Origin of the sequence: Mucilaginibacter rigui (genome assembly GCF_014773275.1) — a bacterium.
GTDB classification, from domain to species: domain Bacteria; phylum Bacteroidota; class Bacteroidia; order Sphingobacteriales; family Sphingobacteriaceae; genus Mucilaginibacter; species Mucilaginibacter rigui_A.
Genome location: NZ_JACWMW010000002.1, coordinates 1141099 through 1166239 on the forward strand (window position 1 = coordinate 1141099; position 25141 = coordinate 1166239).

Here is a 25141-nt window from a genome sequence, read left to right on the forward strand (position 1 = left end):
TAATTATGTGGTGGATATATGCTTTATTATCAGCGCTGTTTGCAGCTTTAACAGCAATATTTGCAAAAATAGGTATCAAAGGAGTTGATACCGACCTGGCAACTGCTATACGTACGGTAGTTATTTTACTTATAGCATGGGCAATTGTATTGTACAAAGGTACAAACCACGGCATAAGCGGGTTAAGCAAACTTAACTGGACCTTTCTGGTGCTGTCGGGTTGCGCAACCGGCCTGTCGTGGATCTTTTATTTTAAAGCGTTGCAGTTGGGCAAAGTATCGCAGGTTGCGCCTGTAGATAAGTTGAGTGTGGCGATTGCCATCATATTATCGGTTGTGTTTTTGGGCGAGCCGCTCACCCTTAAAACCGGGATGGGCGCTTTACTTATTATATCGGGCACATTGGTGCTGATATTTTAATATGACATAATGTAAATGTAACAATTACGAAACCTCCATAATTAATCCAAAGTTTCTTAACAGTTTTGCGCCTCGAAATAAAGAGGTTATATGCGTAGGTTATTTGTTCTTGTTTTTCTGTTTGTTACCACATTAAGTATTAATGCCCAAACCCCTAATGCAGGTAAAGGGAAAATAGCCGGGAAGGTTATAGATGCCGTTACCAGGCAACCGGTAGATTATGCTACCGTATCGGTATTTAAACAAGGTGGTACAAGCCCCTTTAACGGCATCAGTACCGATCCCAAAGGGAATTTTACCTTAGATAATATTGCCCCCGGAGATTACCGCCTTACCATAGATTTTTTAGGATATAAAAAACACGTTATAGAGCATGTAATTGTTGCTACTGGTGGTAATGTTACTTTAGGGAATATCGCATTAGAATCGATACAAAACCAGCTTGCCGGCGTTACCATTACCGCCAAAGCCCCGGTTATTGAAAACCGGATAGACAAGATGGTGTATAATGCCGCCAATGATCTTACCGCGCAAAGCGGTGCAGCTATTGATGTACTCAAGAAAGTACCGCAGGTTACGGTTGATATTGACGGTAACGTAGAGTTGCAGGGTAACGGTAATATCCGTTTCCTGATAAATGGTAAGCCAAGCAGTATTTTTGGAGCAAGCCTGGCCGATGCCCTGCAGGCCATACCCGGCAGCCAGATAAAAAGCATTGAGGTAATAACCAGCCCGGGCGCTAAATACGATGCTGCCGGTACAGGCGGTATCATTAATATTATATTAAAAGATAGTAAGGTACAGGGTATAAATGGTAGCATAAACTTAACCGGCGGCACGCGTCAGGAAAACGGCTCATTTAACCTGAATGCCCGTAAAGGTAATTTTGGTGTAAATGCATTTTTTAGCGGTAACGCGCAGTTAAACACTACGGTACTAAGCACTAATAACCGTAATACAAGCGGCCCCGGCGATAGCACCACCCACCTGTTTCAAAAAGGTAGTGCGGCTACAAAACGCAGCGGCTATCAATCGGGTCTTAGCTTAAACTGGGATATTACCCCAAAGGATGCCTTAACGGCATCAGTAGGGTTTGACCATTTTGGTAACCACAGCAACGGCTTAACTAATCAGCAGGAATCTATTACCAACGGTGCTGGTGATCTGGTTTCTGATATTATCAGTCTGCGTAATTCTGACAGCCGTTTTAGCGCATACTCTACCGATTACAGCCTTGATTATAAGAAAACCTTTGCCAAAGAAGGGCGGGAACTGGATATATTATTTACCAGCAGTTACAGTAAAAACACAGTGAATTATTTTCAGCGCCAGGATTATGAGACGCCTGGCATGATCTCGACAGGTATCCGCGGTTTTAACCCAGGTAATGACAGGGAGACCAATATTTCTGTAGATTACACCCACCCCATAACCAAAACCTTTACTATTGAAGGTGGTGCCAAATTGGTAATTGAAGATTTGAAGAACGTTACCAATACTGATACACTTTTAGCCGATGGCAGTTACATGAACAATGCCGATCAAACCTACGGGTTTAACTACAAACGCAATATTTACGCGGCATACCTAAGCACATCGGCATCGTTATTTAAAAAATTTTTAGATGTAAAACTGGGTTTGCGTAACGAGTACACTACTACTAACGCCAATTTTCCCGGTGTAGTAATACCGGGTTATAATACGCTTGCGCCATCAGCTGTTATATCGCATAAAATAGGCGGTACACAAAGTATCAAGTTTAGCTACTCGTACCGTATAGAACGCCCCGATTATGGCGAGGTAAACCCTTTTTATAACATCAGCGACCCGCATAACATCAGCACTGGTAACCCTAACCTGAAACCCGAGATAAGCAACAGCTTTGAACTGGGGTACAATAAATCGTTTGATGGTGGTGCCAACATTTATATCGGTAGTTTTTACCGTCACAACAGCGAAGATATACAGCAATTTACTACGCAGTACGATACCCTGAGCATAAATGGCAAAACATACAGCAATGTATTGCTTAGCCAGCGCGCCAACCTGGGTACCCAGGCATCATTAGGTGGTAATGTGTTTGCATCGGTACCCGTTACCAGCAAGCTTAACCTGCGCACCAATATATTTTTAGTGAGCCGTACAAATGATGCCCCGGGCGTAGGTAAGGTAACAGCATTTCAATACAGGCTTAATTTAAACGCCAGCTACCAGTTCCCGTCTAACTTTTTGGCCGAGGCGTTTGGTAACTATAACTCATCATCGCGCACCTTACAGGGTAACCGGCCGCAGTTTTTTTGGTACAATATTGCTGTGCGCAAGCAGTTTTTGGATAAAAAAGCAAGCATCGGCCTGGTGGCCAATAACGCGTTCAGCAAGTATATCAACCAGTCGTCAACTACTTCGGGCCCGGGCTTTAGCCAGGCAAGTTTAAGGCAGTTGCCATTGCGCTCTTTCGGTATAACATTAAGCTACAAATTTGGTAAGCTCGAGTTTTCAAAAAACAAAGATAAAGAGGGCCGTGAAGATAACGGTGGCCAGATGCCTGCCGAGCCATTAGGCGGTAAGTAATATTAAAAACAATATGCCGTTTTAAAGTATTACTATAATGATATTAAAAGCATTATCATTATGAATACTGCTGATAAACATTTCAAATTCATAAACAGTAAGACTGGCTATGTAATTTTTTATTCGTCGTTAAGCACAACCCTAACCCCTAATGAACAAAAGGCCGAACTTGATAAAATAAGGGCCCAGGTTGCTACAAAGAACCGTATTAACCAGGAAACTGTTTATTGGGAAGAAATTAAAGACTAATAAAACGTATCTCTCATTCCGAACTCCCAAATCTGCAAGGGGATAGTATGCCCTATCCGGTGTAATAGTCTCCATTAATTTAATTTTTAGGTAAAATATTATTTGCAGTAGTTCGCTGATTATCAGTATATTTATTTGCCAATTATGCCGGGTTAACCACTCGTGCTGTATTTCAACTAAATAATCTCACAATCATGAAAAAACTTTTGCTGCTAATGTTTGCTGTAAGCTGCTATAATAGCATTTTGCATGCACAGGTTGCTGCTGTAAAAAATGAGGGTACTACTAAAGAGGTAGTGGCCAAATTGCAGTCGCTTTCAACAGACAGGATAATAGAAAAAGCATACCTGCACTTTGATAAACCCTACTACAGCCCCGGCGATACCATCTATTTTAAAGCTTATGTAACCGCGGGCGAACGCCACGAACTTTCAAAAATAAGCGGTGTGCTGCACGTAGACCTGATCAGCAAAAGCGATTCGGTGATGCAAACTTTAATACTGCAGTTAAAGAACGGGCTTGCCTGGGGCGATTTTGCGCTACCCGGCTATACATCTAAAGGGAATTACCGCATTAGGGCCTATACGCAGTGGATGCAAAATACGGGTAATACTTATGTGTTTGATAAAACCATTCCGGTTAATGGTAAAAGTATAGCGCCGGTTTATGCCGCAAAAGCAACAGGTACCAAAGCCGATGTACAGTTTTTTCCGGAAGGGGGGACTTTTGTAGCGGCCTTGCCGGCCAAAATTGCATTTAAAGCAGTTGGGAGTAACGGTATGGGCATTTATGTAAAAGGCATTGTAGTTGATAATAACAACGTTGAGGTTGGCAAATTTACCTCGGCGCACTTGGGTATGGGGCAGATATTTATAACACCCGAGGATGGTAAAACGTATAATGCTAAAGTGACTTACCCGGATGGTTCGATGAACGTGGTACAATTGCCCGTACCACAAGCAAAAGGCATATCACTTAACGTTAATAATAGCGACCTGGCCAAACTATCGATAGATATTAATGCTAATAAGGCTTATTACCTCGAGAATAAGAACAAAGAATTAAATGTGGTGGTGTACTCGGCAGGGGTTGTAAAAACGGTTAAAACTGTGCTTGATAACCAGGTGATCGGGTTCGATCTTCCGAAAAAAGATCTGGCAAGCGGCATTGCGCAAATTACTCTTTTCTCTGACAATGGCGTACCATTAAGCGAACGCCTGGTGTTTATTCAAAACCCGGTTGATATTAATTTTACCATCAACAGTGATAAAACTACCTATGCCAGCCATGATAAAGCACATATTACCCTTAATGCAAAATTGGCCTCGGCCGATAAAGCATCCATAGGCAATTTCTCTGTGGCTGTGGTGGACGAAAGCAAAGTGCAAATAAACGAAGATATGGAAAGCTCTATACTGTCAGATCTGTTGCTTACATCTGAGCTGCGTGGCTATGTAGAGCAGCCCGGTTACTACTTTAATAATGTAAATGCCGATACCCGCAACAACCTGGATATTTTAATGCTTACGCAAGGTTACCGCCGGTTTGAGTGGAAGCAGCTTTTAAATGAAGCACCGACCCCAATTGCTTACAAGCCCGAGGTTGGGATGGATATAAAAGGCGCTCTCGTAACTAATGCAGGCAAGCCTGTGCCAAACGAAAAAATATCACTTATGCTGGCATCTACCATGCAATCTATGAATGCGGTGACGGATGCAAACGGCAGGTTTAGTTTCCCGGACCTGGATTTTACAGATAAAACCAGCTTTTTACTTAATATCGAGAATAAATCTATTCGCAACAGGGCCAAATTTTTGTTGGATAAGGCGGGGGCCGGGTTACCTATAAATAAAGGTAATTCGCCCGAAAGGCAAATAGATATGAAGCTGCCCGATTATAACGGGACATATGAAGATGCGCCTGACGCCGATCGGAATAAAGTACGTAAACTGAAAGTAGTTAATATAAAAGACAAGGTGACGTACCGTTCATCAAGTTTGGGTGGGGCGGGTAATGCCGACCAGGTAATATTAAGAAAAGATATTTTAGCTGCCCCGTCGTTGTCTCAGGGTTTGGTAGGAATAGCCCGTAATATCGATTTTGTACAAGGTAAGGCCTATATTCGTAACAATGCGGTATTTTCAGGTAAGAGCGTTGTACAGGAACCGATGATGGTAGTTGTAGATGGTGCCATTACGCAAAATGGCAACATTGATAGCTATTTACCAACCGATATTGATAATATAGAAATATTAAAAGGGGCAAATGCATCTGCCTATGGTTTAGGCGCAGGGGCAGGCGTAATAGTTATCAATACCAGGATGGGCGGCACTAATGATGAGGTGATAAGTAAGGAGATGTCCTCTGGTATCTTATCTATAAGCCCTAAAGGGTTTTATGTTGCGCGCCAGTTTTATTCGCCGGTTTATGAGGCTGCTAAAAAATGGCCTGAAAAAGACCGCGCCACTATATATTGGAAACCAAACCTGATAACTAACGATGCCGGTAACGCTATGTTTGATTATTTTAACGATGGCCCCGGGCAATATCGTGTTATTGTTGAGGGTATTGATAATGCAGGCAATATAGGCAGGGCTGTATACAAGTACACGGTGAAATAAGCCGTTATTTACTGATAAGGTAAACCTTTGCCAGCACCGTGTTGCGTGTAGCATGGTTTACAAACCTGGGTAAGATGTTTTCCTGCGGGTAATCTGTAAACGATGCGATCACCTTAAAATCCTGATGGTTTTGGGTGAGGTAATCAACCGTAGGCTGGTTAACAAAAAAGATATCTTTACCGATAGAGATAAGCTTACCAAAATCTTCCATCGGGATATAATTAACAGGCTTATTGCTGTAAAATTGGAAGATGTTGTTTGATGGCCGTAATGAATAAATAATTGCATCCTTAAACTGTGGCTGATTGATGTATTTAGCCGCATCCACCTGCCCGCCGTAGGAAGCAATAGTTTTGAATAGAACGGTATTCAGGTAAAAATTAGCAAACAAAACCGAGCAGCAGGTGAACATGAAGGTTTTGTGGCTGCGGGTTTTTACTTTCAGTGTGATAAGCAAAACTATCGCTCCAAAAATGAGGCAATCTACCACAAAAAATATATTTGATTGCGGCTTTAAATAAATATGTATTACCACAATAACCAGCGGTAATGCCACTATAAATAACCATAAAGCCACCTGCCTGTAATATTGGCCTGCGCGACTTAATTGTTTAAAGCAATACGGAGCTGTTATAATGGCAAAAAGCGGGAATAAAATATTGGTGTAAAACGGCAGCTGAAACCGCGACACTGAAAAGATAAGCAACAGTAACAGCCCGCCGCTTAAGGTGTAATATTCGGGCAGTTTTATTTTTTGGCTAATGTTTTTCAGGCTTTTATAAACGGCATAATAAAAAAGCAGGCACCATGGTAAAAAGGCCCACAGCATGGTATGTGTGAAAAAAAAGATATCGCCCGATTTTTGTTGCTTGATGGGGCCGTTGTTTACAAAGCGCCCAAACTGGCTATCCCATAAAAACCAGCGGATACCGCTTACATGGTGGCGATCAAAAACCAGCTTTTCGGGGTGCAGGTCAAACTGTATATATAAAGCGTAAAACTCGGGCAGGGTAAAAATAAAGGTGAGCAGGTAAAGCAGCAGCCACTTGCCGTAAAAAACTTGCACAAGTTTTTTCTGGAATATAAGCTGGCCCAGGAGAGCGCCATAAATGGCTACAATAACAAATAGGCCCTTGGTCATGATGGCGCATGCAGTAAGGAGGGCGGCCAGTATAAGGTGTCTGAAAATAGCCTTGTCGTTATAGCGGGCAATATGGTAAATGCTTCCAATTACAAGTGCCATTAAATAAGGTTCGGCACGTACATCAAGGTTTGATAGCAATACGTGTTGCGCTGTCATCAATATTAAAACTGCGGTTAAGACAACTTCTTTACTATAAAACCTCCGGGCAAATAAGTAGGTATAAAGCAGGCTCAATAAAAAAAATAGCAAGGCAGGCAGGCGGTAGGCCCAGGTACTAATACCAAATACTTTAAAACTCAGCATCACCATCCAAAACGGAAAGTGCGGTTTGTCGAGCCAGTCGCGGTTATAGGTAAAAAGTTGCAGTGCATCATGCTTCTGTACCATAGCTTTTGCAATGGCTGCGTACAGGCCCTGGTCGTCGGTAAAAAAATCGGTAGTGATGCCGGCAAAACTAACCATTAGTGCCAGTATAAAGATCAGCAGGTAAAAAGGCTTGTAATTATTGGTCATCACTGGCAGCAAATATAAGTTTAATGCTACCAAAGTTTATTGAAGTACAGGTATAAAAAACCCCCGCCGCAAGGCGGGGGCCAAAAACTCACAACAATTGTTTAACCTTTCGGTCAATTCCTAACTGCAATGCGAGTTCAGTTTGTATAACACACTGTTTTAGTGAAAGTTTTTGTACAGATAACCGGTTGCAAACTTTTTTCATATTGTTATTTGTTTACGTCTATCTTTACGCACATAAACTATAACGATTATACTATCATGAAAAAAACAATTCAATTAAAAGCGGCAGCGCTGTTTGCGTTTGCTATGCTGTTTTCAGCCGTTACATTTGCCCAAACTAAACCTGTTGAAAGCCCGCGCGATAGTGTTAGCGCAACCATTCACGGTGCTACTATCAGCATTAACTATGGCAGCCCGTCAGTAAAAGGCCGTAAGGTTTTTGGCGAACTGGAAGCATATGGTAAAGTATGGCGCGCTGGTGCAAACGAAGCTACTGTGTTTACAACAAGCAAGGATATATTGGTTGAAGGTAAAAAATTACCTGCAGGCACCTATGGCCTTTTTGCTATACCAACAGCAACCACCTGGACAATCATTTTCAACAAAGTGGCTAAACAATGGGGCGCTTACAAATATGATGAAGCACAGGATGCTTTGCGGGTAACGGTTAAGCCTGTAAAAAGCAAAATGAACGAGCGTTTGGTTTATAAAATAAACGCCAAAGGCTTCTCTTTAAATTGGGATAAATTATCTGTTCCGGTTAAAGTGAAATAACCAACAGATTATTTAAAATACTAAACCCCGGCTTTGCCCGGGGTTTTTTGTTGGGTCAAATTATAATAAAGCTTAATATTTGCCTTTAATTTAAATACTATATTTATCGCCATAAAATGAATAAACAAAAGGGTAAAAAGGCTTTAATAAAAAGAGGGGTGGCTATACTTGCCCTTATCGTAGCTATTTACCTGTTAAATGTTTTTGCCGATCACCCCAAGGCGGTAGAGTGGTATTACTCAGAGGGCCTTTACCCTTTTATTTGCCATATACTGCACCCGGTGTTTAACCTGTTCCCGTTTAGTTTTGGTGATGTACTTTACCTGGTTATTATTGTTTATTTAATTTATGCGTTTATCCGCCTCATTGCCCATTGCATTAAAAAAAGATTTATGCAGGCAGGGCTTTTAGCTACGGGCGTTGGCATTGGTGTGTTTGCGGGTGTACTTATGTTTTACCTTTTTTGGGGCCTAAACTACTTCAGGCCTTCGGCAGGGGAGCGGCTAAACCTGCGCGACAGTACCTACACCAAAACCGAACTGCAAAAGGTAACCACTATACTGATAGACAGCGCCAATGCCAGCCGGGCAAGAGTAACCCCGGCCGATCTGAGGCGTGGTAATGATTCTATATATAAAACGGCAGTAAGAGCAGTGGTGAAACTCTCGGGTACATCGGCCGAGTTTAGTACTTACAGCCCGGCGGTAAAGCCATCATTACTTACGCCATTGCTTAACTACATCAGTACATCGGGTTATTACAACCCCTTTACCGGCGAGGCGCAAATAAACTACCAGATGCCGGTGTTTAACCGCCCTTTTGTGGCCTGCCACGAAATGTCGCACCAAATGGGGTATGGCGCCGAGGATGAAGCAAACTTTGTAGGCTTTTTAGCATCAAGCCGCTCGGATGATAAATTGCTGCGCTATTCGGCTTATAATGTAGCCTTGAACGAATTTATGCACACCATGCGGTATACAGATACGGTGGTGTTTAAGCAGCTTAAAACCCGGATATCGCCCGCGGTACTGGCCGATTTTAAAGAGGAACGGTTGTACTGGCTATCGTATCAAAATAAACTAAACACCTTTACCAGCATTTTTTACGATAACTTTTTAAAGGTGAATAACCAGCCCCAGGGCCTTGATACTTATAACAGGATGGTATTGCTCATTATGGCAATGTATAAAAGTAAGTGAGGAGTTTGGGATCAGGAAAATACGGGACAAAAAATGCGTTCCGTATCTCACCCCGGAACGCACTACAACATCATTCAAATAATGTTGATCAACTAAACCTCAGATAACTATGCAAGTTTACCCAAGTTCTTTATAGCTAAACCACTGCGGTAGCATAATATTATATTTAATGTATTTATATTCTGTATGTTAGAATGCAAAAACTGTTCCTAATCTTTCCAAAGAATAGATGTGTCAAAGATACACAATGAACGGGGCGCTTTAAAACATATTATCTACTATGTCGTTTTTTAACATGCAAATGTTACAAATACATTTTTTATTGTTTTAAAATGACATTTGTAAAATCAACATGGAGCTTTTGTAAGTGCTGTTTAGTGTTAATGATTTATTAATTTTAACCCAACGGCTTAAATTCATTACTGTGAAAAAACTATACACATTGTTTTTATTGTATACAATAAGTATTAATGCGACTGCACAGGTACGCAAATTTTCTACTGCCGAGATAGGCCGTTATAAGCAGCAAGCAAAGTCGGTTACCATCATCCGCGATAATTACGGAGTGCCGCATATTTATGGTAGTACAGATGCATCAGTGGTTTTTGGACTAATGTATACGCAATGCGAAGATAATTTTAAAGGCATAGAACGTAATTACCTGTACCAACTGGGGCGCCAGGCCGAAGCCGATGGCGAAGGCAAGCTGTTTGAAGATGTACAGCTGCAACTTATTGCCGATAGTGCTGATGCCATAAAAGATTACAACCAAAGCTCCCCATATTTTAAAAAGCTGATGGATGCCTTTGCTGATGGTATCAACTACTACCTGTATAAACATCCCGAAGTTAAGCCGCTTGTTTTTACAAAATTTAAACCCTGGTATGCCCTTATGTTTACTGATGGCAGTGTTGCCGCTACAGAAACCGGCGATATCAGCCCGCGCGAAACACAGGCATTTTATACTGGTGATACTTATAAAACAGGGGCAACATACCAGTCGCAGCCGCTTATCAAAGATACGGGCGAGCGGGAGATAGGCTCCAATGGGTTTGCAATTGCGCCGTCGCGGTCGGCAAGTGGGCATGCTATGCTATATATCAATCCGCATGTGCCGTTCTATTTCAGGAGCGAGGTTGGGTTAAACAGTAAAGAAGGGCTGCATGCCTACGGTGCGGTTACCTGGGGGCAATTTTTTATATACCAGGGCTTTAACCAACATTGCGGCTGGATGCATACCAGCAGCTATGCCGATGTAGGTGACCTGTACGCCGAAAAGGTGACAAAAAAAGATGGCAAATGGTTTTATGAGTATGACGGCAAACTAAAACCCGTAACTACACGCCAGCTGAAGTTGAATATAAAACAGGGCGATGCCCATGTTACCCGTAATATTACCGCTTATTATACGCATCACGGCCCGGTAATAGCCGGTAAAGATGGCAAGTGGCTGGCGCTGAAACACAACAACCGCTCGTATAAAGCTTTGCTGGAATCATGGCAGATCACTAAGGCAAACAGCATGGCCGAGTATAAAAGGGCCATGAGCCTGTTATCAAACACCAGCAACAATACGGTGTATGCGGATGATAAAGGTAACATCGCGTTCTGGTACGGTAATTTTATGCCAAAACGTGATGTGAAGTTTAACTGGAATCAGCCTGTTGATGGCAGCACTTCTGCTACCGAATGGAAGGGTTTACATGATGTTGACGAGATTGTACATGTTTACAACCCGGCAACAGGATATATTCAAAACTGTAATTCAACACCGTTTACATCATCGGGCGTTGCCAGTCCCGATAAAAAAAAATACCCCGCCTATATGGCGCCTGATGGTGAAAATTATCGTGGTATCAACGCCATTAATTTGCTCGGTAACGCAAAAGGCATCACGCTGGATGGCCTTATTGCCAAAGGTTACGATAAATACCTGGCTGCTTTTGATGACTTGCTGCCCGCTTTATTTACATCATATAATAATGCGCCCGACAGCCTGAAGACCCAGCTTGCCGAACCTATTGCCATTTTAAAAGCATGGGACAAGCGCAGTTCGGCAACATCGATAGCTACTACATTAGCGGTTAATTGGGGAGCCTTAATGTTCGGGGCTATGCCCGCAGCCCAACCCGGCGAGGGCAGCTACCAGGTAAAACGAACCCGGGAGATGTTGCAAACCCAGCCGGCAAACAAGCCGCTGCAAATACTTGGTATGGCTCTGCAGGACCTTCAAACACGTTTCGGCACTTGGAAGGTACAATGGGGCGATATCAACCGTTACCAGCGCCCAGCGGATGGTGTAACCTTTAGCGATAGCGAGCCGAGTATCCCCGTTGGGGCAACCTCATCACTTTTTGGGCAGTTGCCCTCATACCAAAGCCGTACCATGCAAACCAATAAAAGGTATGGTTACTCGGGCAATAGCTTTATTGCCGCTATTGATTTTGGGCCTAAAGTAAAAGCAAAAACAATTATAACCGGCGGGCAATCCTTCAACGCGCAATCCAAACATTTTACAGACCAGGCCGAAGGGTACATTAACGGGAAGTTTAAGGATGTGCTGTTTTATAAAGAGGATGTATTAAAGCATGTGGAGAAAAGTTATCACCCGTAGTTGCTAAAACTATAAGCTATAAAGCAACCCGTTTGCGGGTAACCTTGTAATCAAAAATTGATTACATTTGTTTATCACAATTAAATGAAAAGATACTGCTTATTACTGGCGATTATTTGTTTTTGCTCAAGTGTACGGGCGCAAAGCATTTCTTTTTTCGACCTGACAAACTTAACCAACCTTAGCAATGGGCAGGCGCACACTTACTTAACCCTTGGCAACGTATTTAAGCATCAGTACCTGGAAGAGGTTGATGGTAAAAAGATCGAACACTTCCGTTCACGGTCTAACAAGGTAAAGGAACAAAGCATTACCATTGGCGAAAATACCATACTATCAAACGGTACTATTTTACGTACCGTTACCTATGAAACCCGCGACCCGCAACATATTGTTAACCTGATAGCGCAGGCCCGCAGTGCAAAACTTATCATGAAATTTCAGGGGCAGGATGCGTATAACAATATCTACAAGTTTGATAACGAATTTTACTTCATCACCATGCTGATAAGCACTACAGAAAACAAAGGATCGGTAGTGGTTACGCAAAAAGAATTTGCGGGATATTAAATAAAAAATCCCCGACGCTTGCCAGGGATCGTTTAAATATGTTAGTTGCTATTTCCCTATTAAAGCAGGGTCGAACACACTTTTATCTATCAGCTGGTTTGCTTTAATATCCTGATAAACTTCGGTTTGCAATAGTTTATCATTAATGTAAAACTTACAAAGGGTTTCGCTCCAGGCGCCTTCTACCAGTTTATGCTCCTCAAAAGTAGCTTCCATTTTGCCGTTTTTATCGTACTTAAAATAACGTACGGCTACCAGTTTTTCCTTATCTATCCAAAGCTGGTTCACCTTCTCGTCATCATTAGCCGATCCTAAAACATAAACCGCTTTCCCTTTCCAGGTACTTTCGTGGCTCTTGCTCAGGTCGAAATGCAGGGTGTTAAAATGCGCAAACACCCGGTCGATGGTGGTAAAATACATGCCGCCCAAAAAGAAGATCAGTTCGTTCTCGTCTTTTGTGGCGCGTACCACTTTATTGTTGCGGAAAACGTACGATGAATCGCCCCGGTAAATAACGCCGTTGCCTGTTTGCTCGCCAAAATCAATCCGCAGCATATCCGGGTAAACAATACGCTCATGCCATATATCTGTTTTTACCAGTGTATCGTTACGGTAGCGCCCGGTAGTTTGGGTAAACGTTAATGATGTATGCCATTTGTTATGGTAACGGCTATACATTTTTTTAATAACCTCGGTTGATGTTAGCTGCGTTGGTAACGTAAAACCCCATACTGATAGTGTTACTACAAAGGTAAGGATGGACAACAGGCGTTTCATATAATCAGGGATATTTACGCACTATGCGGTTAATTCTTCATAAGCGGCGGTAAGGCTGCGCTGTATGCCATCGCCCTGCCATTCGGTTACGCCCGGTATTGAGGTGCTGGCTAAAATTTGCTCTTTGGTTTTGCCGGCTTTTATGCTGCTATCAACATAAGCCACAAGTTTTTCCATGTAGTTTTGCATGGCTTTCAGATCGGCCATGGTGCCGGTAACTTTTACGGGGTCGAACGCGTGGCCAAAAACAAATATGGTATCCTTGTTAAATTGCTTTTGCGCCTGCTCTAAAGCCACGGCCCAGTGCTTGCATGATGCACCTGCACTACGGTCAACGTAGGGGTGCATGCGGTTAAACACCTGGTCGCCGCAATGTACAATGTTGGCATGCTCAAAGTGTATAAAGCTATCGCCATTGGTATGGCCGGGGCCAAAATAGTAGGCGGTAATGCGCTCGTCGCCAACTTTAACCTTCCATTTATCGGTGTAGGTAATGTTGGGGTATAGCTGCTTATCGTCGGTATTTTGCTTTGCGGCAGCTGCTTTTTGGTTGGTTAACGAGTTGGCATGCGCTGCAACGTTTTTAGCGATGCCTTTAAAAGAAATATTACCACTGGTATGGTCGCCATGGTGGTGGGTGTTTATCAGCCATTGAAAAGGCTGGTCGCTTTTCTTTTTAAGCTCGGTTATCAGGTGTGTTGCCGGCTCAGGGAATTCGGCATCAACACAAACAATACCTTCTTTATTCACCATCCAAATAATGGTACCGCCCTGCTCGGTAAAAATGCCTACGTTGTTGCGTAGCGGGGTAAGTTTATATTCTGGAGCGGCCAGCATTGCAGCAAGGCTTTTATTACTTAAAAACGACAGCGAACCGGCAGCTAAGGCGGTGTTTATTAAAAATTTACGACGTTCCATATAGTTAGAGATAGATATTAGATGACCAGAGATCAGTTAAAGTTATGTTTTATTTTAAAGTATTAGTCCTGCTTTAAGGATTTAGAATTTTCCAATTAATACTGATGAAACGCATCCGACACAAATTGCAGCACAACGGGTAACGATGCGCGCCAGTAAGTCCAGTTATGGGCGCCATCCCTAACACGGTACTCATGCGGAATTTCTTTTTTACGCATCAGGTTATGTACCAAGCCATTGCCTTCGTATAAAAAGTCATCATCACCAACATCCATAAACCAGCGCACGGCTTTTTTCTGTGCGTCGGGCATGGCGTTCATCAGGGGTATTACGCTATAGCGGTTATAATAGTTGCTTATGGTACTATCGGGCAGGTTAGGGTTATTTTTGCTGAGGCCGGCCTTTGCATCATCTAAACTCAGGAAACCCGTGGCCGCGCTCAGCGGGCATGCAGATGAGAACATCTCCGGGTGGTGCAGGGCGTATACAAAACTGCCGCCGCCGCCCATGCTAAGGCCTGCCACCGCGCGGAAACGCTTGTCGGTTTTTACGCGGTATTTTTTCTCAACAAAAGGCATCAGTTCATTAAAAAAGAAGTCTTCATAATTCCAGTCGCCTTTTATATCGTTAAAGTAACCCCGCCTGCCTGTATTGGCATCGGGCATAATAATGATCATCGGGGTGGCAATACCATCGCGGATGGCCTTATCGGTAATGTTAAGCACCTCGCCAAATTGTACCCAGCCGGTTTGGTCGTCACCGGCACCATGCAGCAGGTAAAGTATGGGGTAACTGCGGCCGCTGCTCTCATAATCAGGCGGCAGGTAAACGGCGTACTTGCGTTCACTTTTCAGGATCTTACTGGTGAGGGTTAAATTATCATAAACCTTACCGGTTTGCGCGAATAACAGCAGCGGGCAAAGCGATAGCAACAGTACAGAAAGTTTTTTCATGAAGGTTTAAATTTGGTTTGTGCAACAGGGGCGTTTGCGGTTGGTTAAATTTAGGGATAAATTTTAGTTGTTATATTGTTTGATTGTTAAATTGTTGGGTGAGGGAATCACTATTTACATGGCGTTGCCTTCGGCCCGCGCTTTCTGCTCATACGCGCACAGGCGTTAGCCACAGTGCCGGTATCCGCTACAATCGCTAACGCATTTTTGAACCCTGATTTACCTGATTAAGGATTTGAGGACTGGTAATGAACGCGCGGTGGCCTGCAGAAAAGCGGGCCAAAAGGTAAAGCCTGTGCGGGGGGGGGGCTTTTTCTGTCTTGATCTTTGCTTCTTTCTATCAAGAGAAAGAAGTAGCCTCCGCGTCAATGAGCGGCGGATTATTATAGTGGTTAGAATAGTTGTTAATTGACCTAAAGAGATGGCTTCATGCCTCGCAGTGAAGATACGCGGGGAGGGGGTTAACAAACATTTTTACCCCAATGCTCAATTTTCCCCGTATCTCATTAACTTTACCCACACATGCAACAACCACCCGCCGATAGAACCAAATGGCTTTACCTTTTTATAGGGCTGGCTGTTCTGCTAAATTTCAGCGGGTTGTTTATCCCCATACTGGCGCCTGATGGTACCCTTTACGCAGTAATTGCCAAAACCATGGTGCAGCGTAACGATTACGTGCAGCTGTTTGTACACAATGCCGACTGGCTGGATAAGCCGCATTTTCCGTTTTGGGTAACCGCATTTTCGTTTAAGCTTTTTGGCTTTACCACCTGGGCCTACAAAATGCCGGGTATTTTATTTATGCTGATGGGGGCAGCCTATACCTATAAACTGGCCAGGGCGCTTTACACAAAAGAGATCGCCTTGTGGTCGGTGTTGATTTTGCTTACTGCACAACACATCATCCTATCAAATAACGATGTACGTGCTGAGCCTTACTTAACCGGGCTGGTCATTGCTTCGGTTTATCATTTTTATAGGGCTTATAGCAGCAAAAGTTTCTGGCAACTGGTACTTGCATCGCTGTTTACCGCTTGCGCTATCATGACTAAGGGGATGTTTGCACTGATCCCTATTGGCGGGGCTATAGTTGGGCACCTGGCCATCACCAAACAATGGAAACAGCTTTTTAACCTGCGCTGGCTGCTTGCCGCTGTATTGATATTGATATTTATCCTGCCCGAGATATATTGCCTGTATGAGCAGTTTGATGCGCACCCCGAGAAACTGGTGTTTGATACGCACGGGGTATCGGGCATCAAATTCTTTTTTTGGGATAGCCAGTTTGGGCGCTTCTTTAATACCGGCCCAATCAAAGGTCACGGCGACCCCAGTTTTTTTGTGCATACCACACTTTGGGCGTTTTTGCCATGGTCGTTGGTATTGTTTGCCGCTATATGGCATTTTATAAAAACAGGGGTAAAGGATGTGCAGAAACGCGAGTGGTTTTGCATTAGCGGGGCATTGCTTACCTTCCTGCTGTTTTCGGCATCAAAATTCCAGTTGCCACATTACCTGAATATTGTGTTCCCGTTTTTTGCTATTATCGCAGCGCAATACCTGGTGGGTTTGCAATCCGAGCGTACAATAAAAACCATCAGGACGGTACAGATAGGGCTGGTGACTTTGCTGCTTGTGGTAATAGCCGCACTGCATTACTTTTTTAAACCCAGTGAGTTTTGGTGGGATAACGGGCTTACAATATTGGTATGGCTTGCGCTGCTGATTATACTGCCGGGCAATTTTGCCAATACCGATTTCAGGCAAACGGCTGTCCGTACACTCATTGTAGCTTTTGTGGTGAACCTGTATCTGAACCTGGTTTTTTATCCATCGCTATTAAAGTACCAGGCCGGTAGCGAAGCCGCTGTTTGGATAAACCGACACAACCCGCAAAACCTGCCCGTTGTACAAAGCTGGGAGGATGCCAATTACCCGATGGAGTTTTACCTTAACCAACCGCTTACGGTGGTTAGTGAAGATGGCTCGGGCAAATTACCGGCACCGCCATTTATATTTTACGGCCCGGCCACTGTGGCAACATCATTAGCTATAAAAGGTTATAAGGTTGAGCATTTAGCATCGTTTCAGCGGTATTGGGTATCAAGGCTTAAGCCTGCTTTTTTAAACAAAGCCACCCGCCAAAAACAGGTTAACCCCATGGAAGTAGTAATGGTGAAATAATTATATAAACCCTTGTATCACATTGTTTAACGCCTGCGTAATATAATCACCGGGTGAAAATATAAATACATGCTGATCTTATGAGCGCATCACTCTTTATTTTTAAGCCTTTAATGCTTGTGCAAAAGCATGGCTATTGCCCGCAATTTCCCTGGTAATTGCCGGCAATGCATAAAGGTGATGAGGGATGATGCGTTCTTTTTTAAGCAATAACCCCACCCATCAGCGGATCAGAATAGCTTGAGTTACCTGTTTCTACCCTGCCTGCATAACGCTTTTCGAAATCGCTGTAGCCTTTTACTTTGATGCTGAAATCATACCAGCCATGCTGTTTGCCCAAATCGAGTTTGATGGTTTGCGGGGCAAAGCTTTCCTGTTGAATGGTTAGCTGTTTTGCGCCGGTTTTGTAAGCGTTATCAACCACATCAACCGTTACAGGCGTATTAGTGCCAATAAGCCAAAAGGTAAGCACCACATTGCCTGTTAATTTTTTCCCGTTGGTTTGATAGGTGAACTGCACGCCAATGCCGGGGTCGTTAGCATTGCCTTTAAATGCACGGTAAAAACCGTTTGGCCCGTAGGTGCGCAGGTAATAGTTATCGTTCTCAAATTCGTTTAGCGGCCAGTTGTCGGTCAGTGTATCGCCCGCTTTGGCGGCATAGCTCCAGGTGCGTACGGCTTCCATTTTCTGCGGATTATGGAAAGAGGTATAGTTACCCGGGGCATAAACGTTGAACGGCGCACCAACTGCTTGCGCACCAAAAACAGTATTGCCTGCCTTAAATTTAATTTCGAAGCTTTTTTTATCCTCGCTTAACATACCATCGGCATAAAGCTCATATGGCAAGGCACATGATGGTTTGATGCCCGGTTCCTGTTTTGGCATGTAAGGCGAGGCGTGCGGCGCTTTTTTGATCAGCGCTATATCATCAGCGGTTAACAGCTTATAATCATCAGGTAGTTTTTTAAATTGCGCCTTATGGATGCCTTCTGCAGATGTTTCTTTATTCAAAAAGTGAAGCGGTGCCAGTTTCTCACCATGATACGGCCTGAAGACCGATGTAAGGTCGCCACAAACAGTTCTGCGCCACTCGCTGATGTTACTTTCCTTGATTTTTTTTCCTGTTTTTTTAGCGATAAATTTCTCTAAAAACTGCAGGCTCGATGTATGATCAAATACTTCAGAATTTACGTAGCCACCCCGGCTCCATGGCGAGGCAACGATCATCGGCACCCGGTAACCCAAGCCAATGGCGTTTTCGCGGTCGTAATTATTAGGGAAACCTTTGCGCTCTTTTTCCTGTTCTAAGGTTACAAACTCTACGCGCGTATCAATCCCGTCAGATACCTTGCCGGTGCCTTTTTTGTGCGAATGAGGGGCGGTAAAAGGCGGAATATGGTCGAAATATCCGTCGTTTTCGTCGTAAGTGAGTATAAAAATGGTCTTTTTCCAAACCTCGGGGTTATGTGTAAGTATATCCAAAACTTCCGACAGATACCAGGCCCCATACCATGGCGCACCGGGATGATCGGAGAAGTTCTCTGGCGCGGTAAGCCACGATACGGTTGGCAATTTGCCGGTTTTTACATCCTGCCTGAATTGGTAAAGCACATCACCTTTAGGTACCTGCATTTCGCGTTCAACACCATTGTCATTATATTTTAGCGTGGTAAGTTTATGATAATCATGGTCGCCTTTATTAGTGGTAAAAGCCTTAAGGTGCAGGTTTTTTTCGCGTGCGGAGAGCTTGTCGAAAGCGTCGGGTTCTAAAATAGCTTTGTTATTGTTAATGCTATCCAGTTCTTCCTGTAGTTGTTTTAACTGTTTTTTTACTTTAGCACGACTGCTATCATCGGCAGGGAGGCTATTCAATTTTGCCCGGGTATCTGCAATCTGTTTTGGTAATGCAATTAGCTGGCGTTTTAAATGTGCTATATGCTTATCGTGCAATTTAACATTGTACTGTTTAAAAAATTCCAGATTATTATCGGTAAAGTTTGATAGCCAGGCATCCTCCTCGCCTTCAAAACCAACCCCAACTGAGATCTCGTTTTGGTAACATTTCCAGGAGATGCCGTTATCTTCCAAACGTTCGGGGAAGGTGGTCCAGTCGAGTGTGCCGAAATCAGAATCTTCATTCCACACGTTTGGCCTCGAATTTTCATCCTGTTCCTTACGGATAGTCCCACTCCACAAAAAGTGGCGGTTAGGTGTAGTGCCGGTTAACGATGAGCAAAAATGCTGATCGCAAACGGTAAAGGCATCTGCCAGGGCGTAATTAAATGGGAGATCACTCCGGTTATGAAAGCCCAGCGTTAATGGCATATCTTTATATTCTTCATTGCCAGACCTTTTTTCATTAAGCCATTGGTCAAACTTGCCATCGTTGCGGGCGTTTACCTGGTTGCTCCAGCTGTGCGGTAACGAGCTCATCCAGGTTGACCGTGTGTTTTTGATATCGAGGTGGAACGGGGCGTAAGTTTCGCCCTTTTTGTTTGATTGCAGCCAAACCGGGTTTTTGTTCGGAAGATCTATAACCCGCGGATCGTTAAAGCCCCGCACACCTTTTAAAGTGCCAAAGCAATGGTCGAACGAGCGGTTCTCCTGCATGAGTATCACTACGTGTTCGGCATCCATCCAGGTGGAACCCTGAGCGGGGTTAATTGCCATAGCCTTTTGGATAGAGGCAGGTAATAAGTTTGTTAACCCGGCAGCACCGGTAAGTATGGCGGCCTTTTTTATAAAATCTCTGCGAGTATCTGACATAGCGCTAAGTTATCAAACCCAAATTAATTGGCTGTAAAGTATAGTAATGATATTATTATATTATTGTAAAGTAAGCACATATAACAAAAGCGGTGCTTCGCCCGGCGGGCTAACCAAACCATTGCTTACAAAACCGCACCTTTCTAACAAACGTTGTGAGCGTACATTGGCATCTGTTGTGGTAGCAAATATTTTATCCACCTTGTAAGCATCCTTTATATATTGTAGGGATGCCAGGCAGGCCTCATAGGCAAACCCGCGCCCTTCAAACCCGGGCAGGAATGCAAAACCCAGATCGGGCTTGTCAAGGTATTCGCGTTTAAACAGGCCACACATACCAATGGGTTCGCCGGTGTTGTTAAGGCTCACTAACCAGGGGCCATAACCATATTTGGCATATAAACCCTGCGGGCCATTTGTAATGTAATTAACGGCATCATGATGTGTGTTAATATTTCTGTCGCCAATAAATTGTTTCCAGGTTGGTGTATTCAGCAATTCAAAAATAAAGGGGCCATCATCAGCAGTAAAGCGCCTTAGGTAGAGATTTGTTGATTGAAAGAGCTTATCAGACATATTAAATCTAAGCTATAAAATTACCTGCAAACAGTACAAATTTTATGTAAAGGGAAAATCAAAGCTTTGTGACCTCTGTGCTAAACTATATGCAATCACCACTCAGTGCCCGCTGTGGTTAAAACGTTAACCTTGCTTTTCTCGCAAACATTTGCTTATTTGTACTACCAATAAACGGATTGCTGCTCATCCAAAAGCCTATGAAAAAATACTGCCTCACCCTCGACTTAAAAGACGATGCCGACCTGATTGCCCAATACGAAGAGCAGCACAAAGCCATCTGGCCCGAAATAAGGGATAGCATTACTACAGCAGGTATCACCAATATGGAGATCTATCGATTAGGTACCCGTCTGTTTATGATCATAGAAGCCAATGAAAGTTTCAATTTTTCAAAAAAGGCCGCTATGGATGCAGGCAACGCCAAAGTACAGCAATGGGAAAACCTGATGTGGAAATATCAGCAGCCTATAAAAGGTGCGCTTGCCGGCGAGAAATGGGTTTTGATGGATAAAATATTCCAACTATAAATACACCACAAATATGAGAAGGAAAATATTACTGCTTTGCTTACAATTTGCCGTTATTGCAGGCCGTTCAAACGCGCAGGAGCCGTACGTGCCGACTGCCGATAACCTGGCCGCCCGGCAAAAATTCCAGGACATGAAATTTGGCCTGTTCATTCACTGGGGCATCTACAGCATTTTGGGTGATGGCGAATGGGTGATGCATAATAAAAACATCCCTTATGAGAGTTATAAACGCCTAGCAGGTTTCTTTAACCCGCAAGAGTTTAATGCTAAAGAATGGGTGGCCTTCGCCAAAAAGGCGGGCATGAAATATATTACCATTACATCGCGCCACCATGATGGGTTCAGCATGTTCGGTACTAAAATGTCGCCGTATAACATTGTGGATGCTACGCCATATCATAAAGACCCGTTGATGGAACTGGCTAAAGAATGCGAGAAGGAAGGCATCGAACTGCATTTTTATTATTCATTACTTGACTGGGGCAGGCCCGATTATGCTTTTGGCAGCCAGATAGTAGATGGCAAACCCGTTAAAGGTGATTGGGACAGCTATATTAAATTCATGAAAGACCAGCTAACCGAATTGATAACCAAATACCCGGGTGTAAAAGGTATTTGGTTTGACGGCGATTGGGAGCGTACCAAGGTTAACTGGCATTATGATGAAATTTATGGGTTGATCCATAAACTAATCCCTGCTATACTGGTAGGCAACAATCACCACGTAGCGCCAAAGGACGGCGAGGATTTTCAGATGTTTGAAAAAGATTTGCCGGGTGCCAATACCACAGGCTTCGCGCCCGACCAAACTATTGGTAAACTGCCACTGGAAACTTGCGAAACCATCAACAACAGCTGGGGCTTTAACATTAACGACAGGAGCTTTAAATCGTCTAAACAAATTATACATTACCTGGTGAATGATGCCGGGCGCAATGCAAACTTTTTGCTAAATATAGGACCTATGCCGAATGGTAAGATCCAGTCGGAATTTACCGATACGCTGGCTATTGTTGGCGCCTGGGTGCAAAAAAACGGCGAAAGTATTTATGGTACACGCGGCAGCTATGTACCACCGCAACCCTGGGGTGTTATTACCACTAAAGCAAAAAATATGTATGTGCATATTACCACCCCGCATGGCGAAGGGTATATTTTTATCCCGAAGGTAAAAGAGAAGGTAAGCAAGGCGGTATTGCTGAGTAATGGAAACACAGTTAAATTTAAGCAACAACCAGAAGGGGTATTTATATACACCGATGGACTTGCATTAGATCCGGTAGATACTATTGTGAAACTATCTGTTAATTAATAATGAAACAACTGGCATACCCGGCTAACAGGGAAACATTACATCACTTATTGTTAAAGCTACAGCCGGATGCTATACCTGTTTGGGGTAAAATGACGGCGCAACAGATGGTTGAGCATATGATTGAGCAGGTAAGGTACAGTTATGAAAAGCTCACCTTTGTTTTTAATTTCCCCGAAGATGAGGCCAATCAAGCCAAAAAAAAATGGATCTATACTGACGCGCAAATACCGCCAAACCTGATTTTAGGGCCACTGCCCACTGCAAATGAATATCCCGATCTGCATGCCGCGATAAAGCAGTTGATGCTGGAACTGGAAGATTTTGACCGCTATTTTGAACAAGCCGATACCGTTGTAAACCACGGTGCGTATGGCCCTATGGATTACAACGAATGGCTTATATGGCATGGCAAACATTTGGCGCATCATTTAAGGCAGTTTGGGCTTATTAACTAGGCAGCGGCTTCTTTGGGGGTAAAGCTTTGCTCATCGGCACTTGGGCCATAGCTACCCGGGATAGGGATGTTAAGCAAACGCAGGTAAACGCCAAGTTGTGCACGGTGATGGATGATCTGCGAAAGCGCCATCCTAAGTACTTCCAATCGGGTTCTTTTACTAATAATGGTATCCCCGCTGCGTAAGGTCCAAATTTCATCCAATCTGCTTTCGTTCTCGGCAATCAGCTGGCTGCGGCCATCAATTAATGATGCTTCAAAAACTTCCATTAAAGCTGCGGTATCGTTCACATTTTTTTGTGCCCAGGCGTTGTTTTCAAAATCAAGTTCATCGGTTGTCAGCGCCATGGTAACCCAGGTTGGGATTTCGGCAATGTGTGTAGCCAGGTTGCGCAGCACCATGCTTTTTTCGTGCGGTTTGTAATCGTATTGGTCATCCGGGATGCGCGATAACATGTTGCGGGTAGTTAAAGCTTCTTCGTTTAACTGTTTCAGGAAAAATTCGATAAATGACATAACGTTGTTGTTTTTGGTTTATGATTCAAAGAAACAACCGGGGTATGACAGCCTTATGTCAGCAGAGAAAAAAATAATTAAAAAAATATTATTTACTATGCATGCATAATAAATTTATGTTGCAGCGTTTAAAGCTAATATTTGTACCGTATACCGTTTTGGTGTTGATTTGAGCAGCTTTTTGGGTTTCTCAAGTACATAAATTAATTATTAGTTTTACCGGCAACCAATTATAAATCTACTTTTTAAAATGGATCATTTACTAACCGATGCCCCTGCGGGCATGGATTTTTCAATAAGCGATAACCAAAAAATGATAGGCCAGATGGCCAAAGATTTTGCCGAAAAACACATCCGCCCAAACGTAATGGCCTGGGATGAGGAGCAGCATTTCCCATTAGAGTTGTTTAAGCAATTAGGCGAACAAGGTATGATGGGCATATTGGTGCCCCAAGAGTACGGCGGCTCGGGTTTTGGTTATGCCGAATATGTAACTACCATTGTAGAGATTGCTAAGGTTTGCGGGTCGATTGGTCTGTCGGTTGCGGCACATAACTCGTTATGTACCGGTCATATTTTGGCATTTGCAAACGAAGAGCAAAAGCACCGTTGGTTACCTAAATTAGCTACTGCTGAATGGCTTGGTGCCTGGGGATTAACTGAAGCTAATACAGGCAGCGACGCGATGCGTATGGCAACAACCGCTGTGTTAGATGGCGACCACTATATTGTAAACGGGTCGAAAAACTGGATAACCCACGGCAAAAGTGGCGATGTTGCTGTAGTGATGGTTCGTACCGGAGAAAAAGGAGATAGCAAAGGTATCTCTGCCTTAGTGATTGAGCGGGGTACCCTGGGCTTTAATGCAGGTAAAAAAGAAAATAAGCTGGGCATGCGTGCATCTGAAACCACTGAAATGGTATTTGATAATTGCCGCGTACCTAAAGAGAACCTGTTAGGTGCCGAAGGCGAAGGCTTTAAACAAGCTATGAAAGTGTTGGATGGCGGACGTATTTCTATCGCGGCATTGTCATTAGGTATTGCTAAAGGCGCTTTTGAGGCTGCCGTTGCTTACTCAAAGGAACGCCACCAGTTTGGCCAGCCGATAAGCAACTTTCAGGGAATTGCATTTAAACTGGCCGATATGGCTACTGAAATAGAAGCTGCAGAGTTATTAATTATGCAGGCTGCCGATTTGAAGAACCGCCATTTACCGGTTACCAGGCAATCGGCTATGGCCAAGTACTTTGCATCTGAAGTAGCGGTGCGCTGCGCTAACGAGGCTGTGCAGATCTTCGGCGGATATGGATATACCAAAGATTTCCCGGTAGAAAAATTTTACCGTGATGCCAAACTTTGCACCATTGGCGAAGGAACTTCAGAGATACAGAAAATTGTTATCAGCCGGGAAGTGTTAAAATAAAGAAACTATACTGATCAATTATACACCTAAGTACAGCCTGCAGCT

General features: G+C 43.5%; 20 protein-coding genes. 13 read left to right on the forward strand and 7 right to left on the reverse strand.

Features of this window, described 5'->3' with window-relative positions; all coding sequences use genetic code 11:
- The first annotated feature begins 5 nt into the window (after positions 1 to 5).
- The 4 genes from IDJ75_RS12080 (at position 6) to IDJ75_RS12095 (ending at position 5860) form a co-directional block, all read left to right on the forward strand.
- Positions 6 to 419, forward strand: coding sequence for an EamA family transporter (locus IDJ75_RS12080; protein WP_191175874.1), 414 nt, complete (start codon positions 6 to 8; stop codon positions 417 to 419).
- A gap of 90 nt (positions 420 to 509) precedes the next feature.
- A complete protein-coding gene (locus IDJ75_RS12085) occupies positions 510 to 2990 on the forward strand; it encodes a TonB-dependent receptor domain-containing protein (protein WP_191175875.1) in 2481 nt (826 codons plus the stop codon).
- A gap of 60 nt (positions 2991 to 3050) precedes the next feature.
- Positions 3051 to 3239, forward strand: coding sequence for a hypothetical protein (locus IDJ75_RS12090; protein WP_191175876.1), 189 nt, complete (start codon positions 3051 to 3053; stop codon positions 3237 to 3239).
- 194 nt (positions 3240 to 3433) lie between these two features.
- On the forward strand, positions 3434 to 5860 hold the full coding sequence (locus tag IDJ75_RS12095; protein WP_191175877.1) for an MG2 domain-containing protein: 2427 nt from the start codon (positions 3434 to 3436) through the stop codon (positions 5858 to 5860).
- A 4-nt stretch (positions 5861 to 5864) separates the two neighbouring features.
- Here IDJ75_RS12095 and IDJ75_RS12100 read toward each other — a convergent pair whose 3' ends face one another.
- Positions 5865 to 7517: an ArnT family glycosyltransferase gene (locus IDJ75_RS12100; RefSeq protein WP_191175878.1), complete on the reverse strand. Its 1653-nt coding sequence runs from the start codon at positions 7515 to 7517 to the stop codon at positions 5865 to 5867.
- 261 nt (positions 7518 to 7778) lie between these two features.
- On the opposite strand from IDJ75_RS12100, the gene IDJ75_RS12105 reads away from it, so the two are divergent.
- The 4 genes from IDJ75_RS12105 (at position 7779) to IDJ75_RS12120 (ending at position 12677) form a co-directional block, all read left to right on the forward strand.
- Positions 7779 to 8294: a DUF2911 domain-containing protein gene (locus tag IDJ75_RS12105; RefSeq protein WP_191175879.1), complete on the forward strand. Its 516-nt coding sequence runs from the start codon at positions 7779 to 7781 to the stop codon at positions 8292 to 8294.
- Between the two features lie 116 nt (positions 8295 to 8410).
- Positions 8411 to 9493, forward strand: coding sequence for a DUF3810 domain-containing protein (locus IDJ75_RS12110; protein ID WP_191175880.1), 1083 nt, complete (start codon positions 8411 to 8413; stop codon positions 9491 to 9493).
- 424 nt (positions 9494 to 9917) lie between these two features.
- On the forward strand, positions 9918 to 12107 hold the full coding sequence (locus tag IDJ75_RS12115; protein WP_191175881.1) for a penicillin acylase family protein: 2190 nt from the start codon (positions 9918 to 9920) through the stop codon (positions 12105 to 12107).
- An 84-nt stretch (positions 12108 to 12191) separates the two neighbouring features.
- Positions 12192 to 12677, forward strand: a complete 486-nt coding sequence (locus IDJ75_RS12120) for a hypothetical protein (RefSeq protein ID WP_191175882.1) — start codon at positions 12192 to 12194, stop codon at positions 12675 to 12677.
- A gap of 48 nt (positions 12678 to 12725) precedes the next feature.
- Here IDJ75_RS12120 and IDJ75_RS12125 read toward each other — a convergent pair whose 3' ends face one another.
- From IDJ75_RS12125 to IDJ75_RS12135, 3 genes are all read right to left on the reverse strand, one after another.
- On the reverse strand, positions 12726 to 13454 hold the full coding sequence (locus tag IDJ75_RS12125) for a LolA-like protein (protein ID WP_191175883.1): 729 nt from the start codon (positions 13452 to 13454) through the stop codon (positions 12726 to 12728).
- Between the two features lie 21 nt (positions 13455 to 13475).
- Positions 13476 to 14372 (reverse strand): MBL fold metallo-hydrolase, encoded by an 897-nt coding sequence (locus IDJ75_RS12130; RefSeq protein ID WP_191175884.1) that lies wholly within the window; start codon positions 14370 to 14372, stop codon positions 13476 to 13478.
- Positions 14373 to 14467: 95 nt separating this feature from the next.
- Positions 14468 to 15325, reverse strand: coding sequence for an alpha/beta hydrolase (locus IDJ75_RS12135; RefSeq protein WP_191175885.1), 858 nt, complete (start codon positions 15323 to 15325; stop codon positions 14468 to 14470).
- Between the two features lie 522 nt (positions 15326 to 15847).
- Between IDJ75_RS12135 and IDJ75_RS12140 the strand changes: the two genes are divergently transcribed.
- Entirely contained in the window at positions 15848 to 17512 is a 1665-nt protein-coding gene (locus IDJ75_RS12140; RefSeq protein WP_191175886.1) for an ArnT family glycosyltransferase, read from the forward strand.
- Between the two features lie 202 nt (positions 17513 to 17714).
- Here IDJ75_RS12140 and IDJ75_RS12145 read toward each other — a convergent pair whose 3' ends face one another.
- Entirely contained in the window at positions 17715 to 20279 is a 2565-nt protein-coding gene (locus IDJ75_RS12145) for a phosphocholine-specific phospholipase C (RefSeq protein WP_191175887.1), read from the reverse strand.
- Positions 20280 to 20339: 60 nt separating this feature from the next.
- Positions 20340 to 20855: a GNAT family N-acetyltransferase gene (locus IDJ75_RS12150; RefSeq protein ID WP_191175888.1), complete on the reverse strand. Its 516-nt coding sequence runs from the start codon at positions 20853 to 20855 to the stop codon at positions 20340 to 20342.
- Between the two features lie 200 nt (positions 20856 to 21055).
- Here IDJ75_RS12150 and IDJ75_RS12155 point away from each other — a divergent pair, with 200 nt between their 5' ends.
- The 3 genes from IDJ75_RS12155 to IDJ75_RS12165 are packed head-to-tail and all read left to right on the forward strand — an operon-like array spanning position 21056 to position 23158.
- On the forward strand, positions 21056 to 21385 hold the full coding sequence (locus IDJ75_RS12155) for an L-rhamnose mutarotase (protein WP_191175889.1): 330 nt from the start codon (positions 21056 to 21058) through the stop codon (positions 21383 to 21385).
- Between the two features lie 13 nt (positions 21386 to 21398).
- Positions 21399 to 22700 (forward strand): alpha-L-fucosidase, encoded by a 1302-nt coding sequence (locus IDJ75_RS12160; RefSeq protein ID WP_191175890.1) that lies wholly within the window; start codon positions 21399 to 21401, stop codon positions 22698 to 22700.
- A gap of 2 nt (positions 22701 to 22702) precedes the next feature.
- Positions 22703 to 23158 carry a DinB family protein gene (locus tag IDJ75_RS12165; RefSeq protein ID WP_191175891.1) on the forward strand — a complete coding sequence of 152 codons (456 nt, stop codon included), beginning with the start codon at positions 22703 to 22705 and terminating at the stop codon, positions 23156 to 23158.
- On the opposite strand, the gene IDJ75_RS12170 is transcribed toward IDJ75_RS12165, so the two are convergent.
- Entirely contained in the window at positions 23155 to 23673 is a 519-nt protein-coding gene (locus tag IDJ75_RS12170) for a DinB family protein (RefSeq protein WP_191175892.1), read from the reverse strand. The genes IDJ75_RS12165 and IDJ75_RS12170 overlap by 4 nt on opposite strands.
- Positions 23674 to 23923: 250 nt before the next feature.
- On the opposite strand from IDJ75_RS12170, the gene IDJ75_RS12175 reads away from it, so the two are divergent.
- On the forward strand, positions 23924 to 25096 hold the full coding sequence (locus tag IDJ75_RS12175) for an acyl-CoA dehydrogenase family protein (RefSeq protein ID WP_317173767.1): 1173 nt from the start codon (positions 23924 to 23926) through the stop codon (positions 25094 to 25096).
- Positions 25097 to 25141 lie beyond the last annotated feature (45 nt).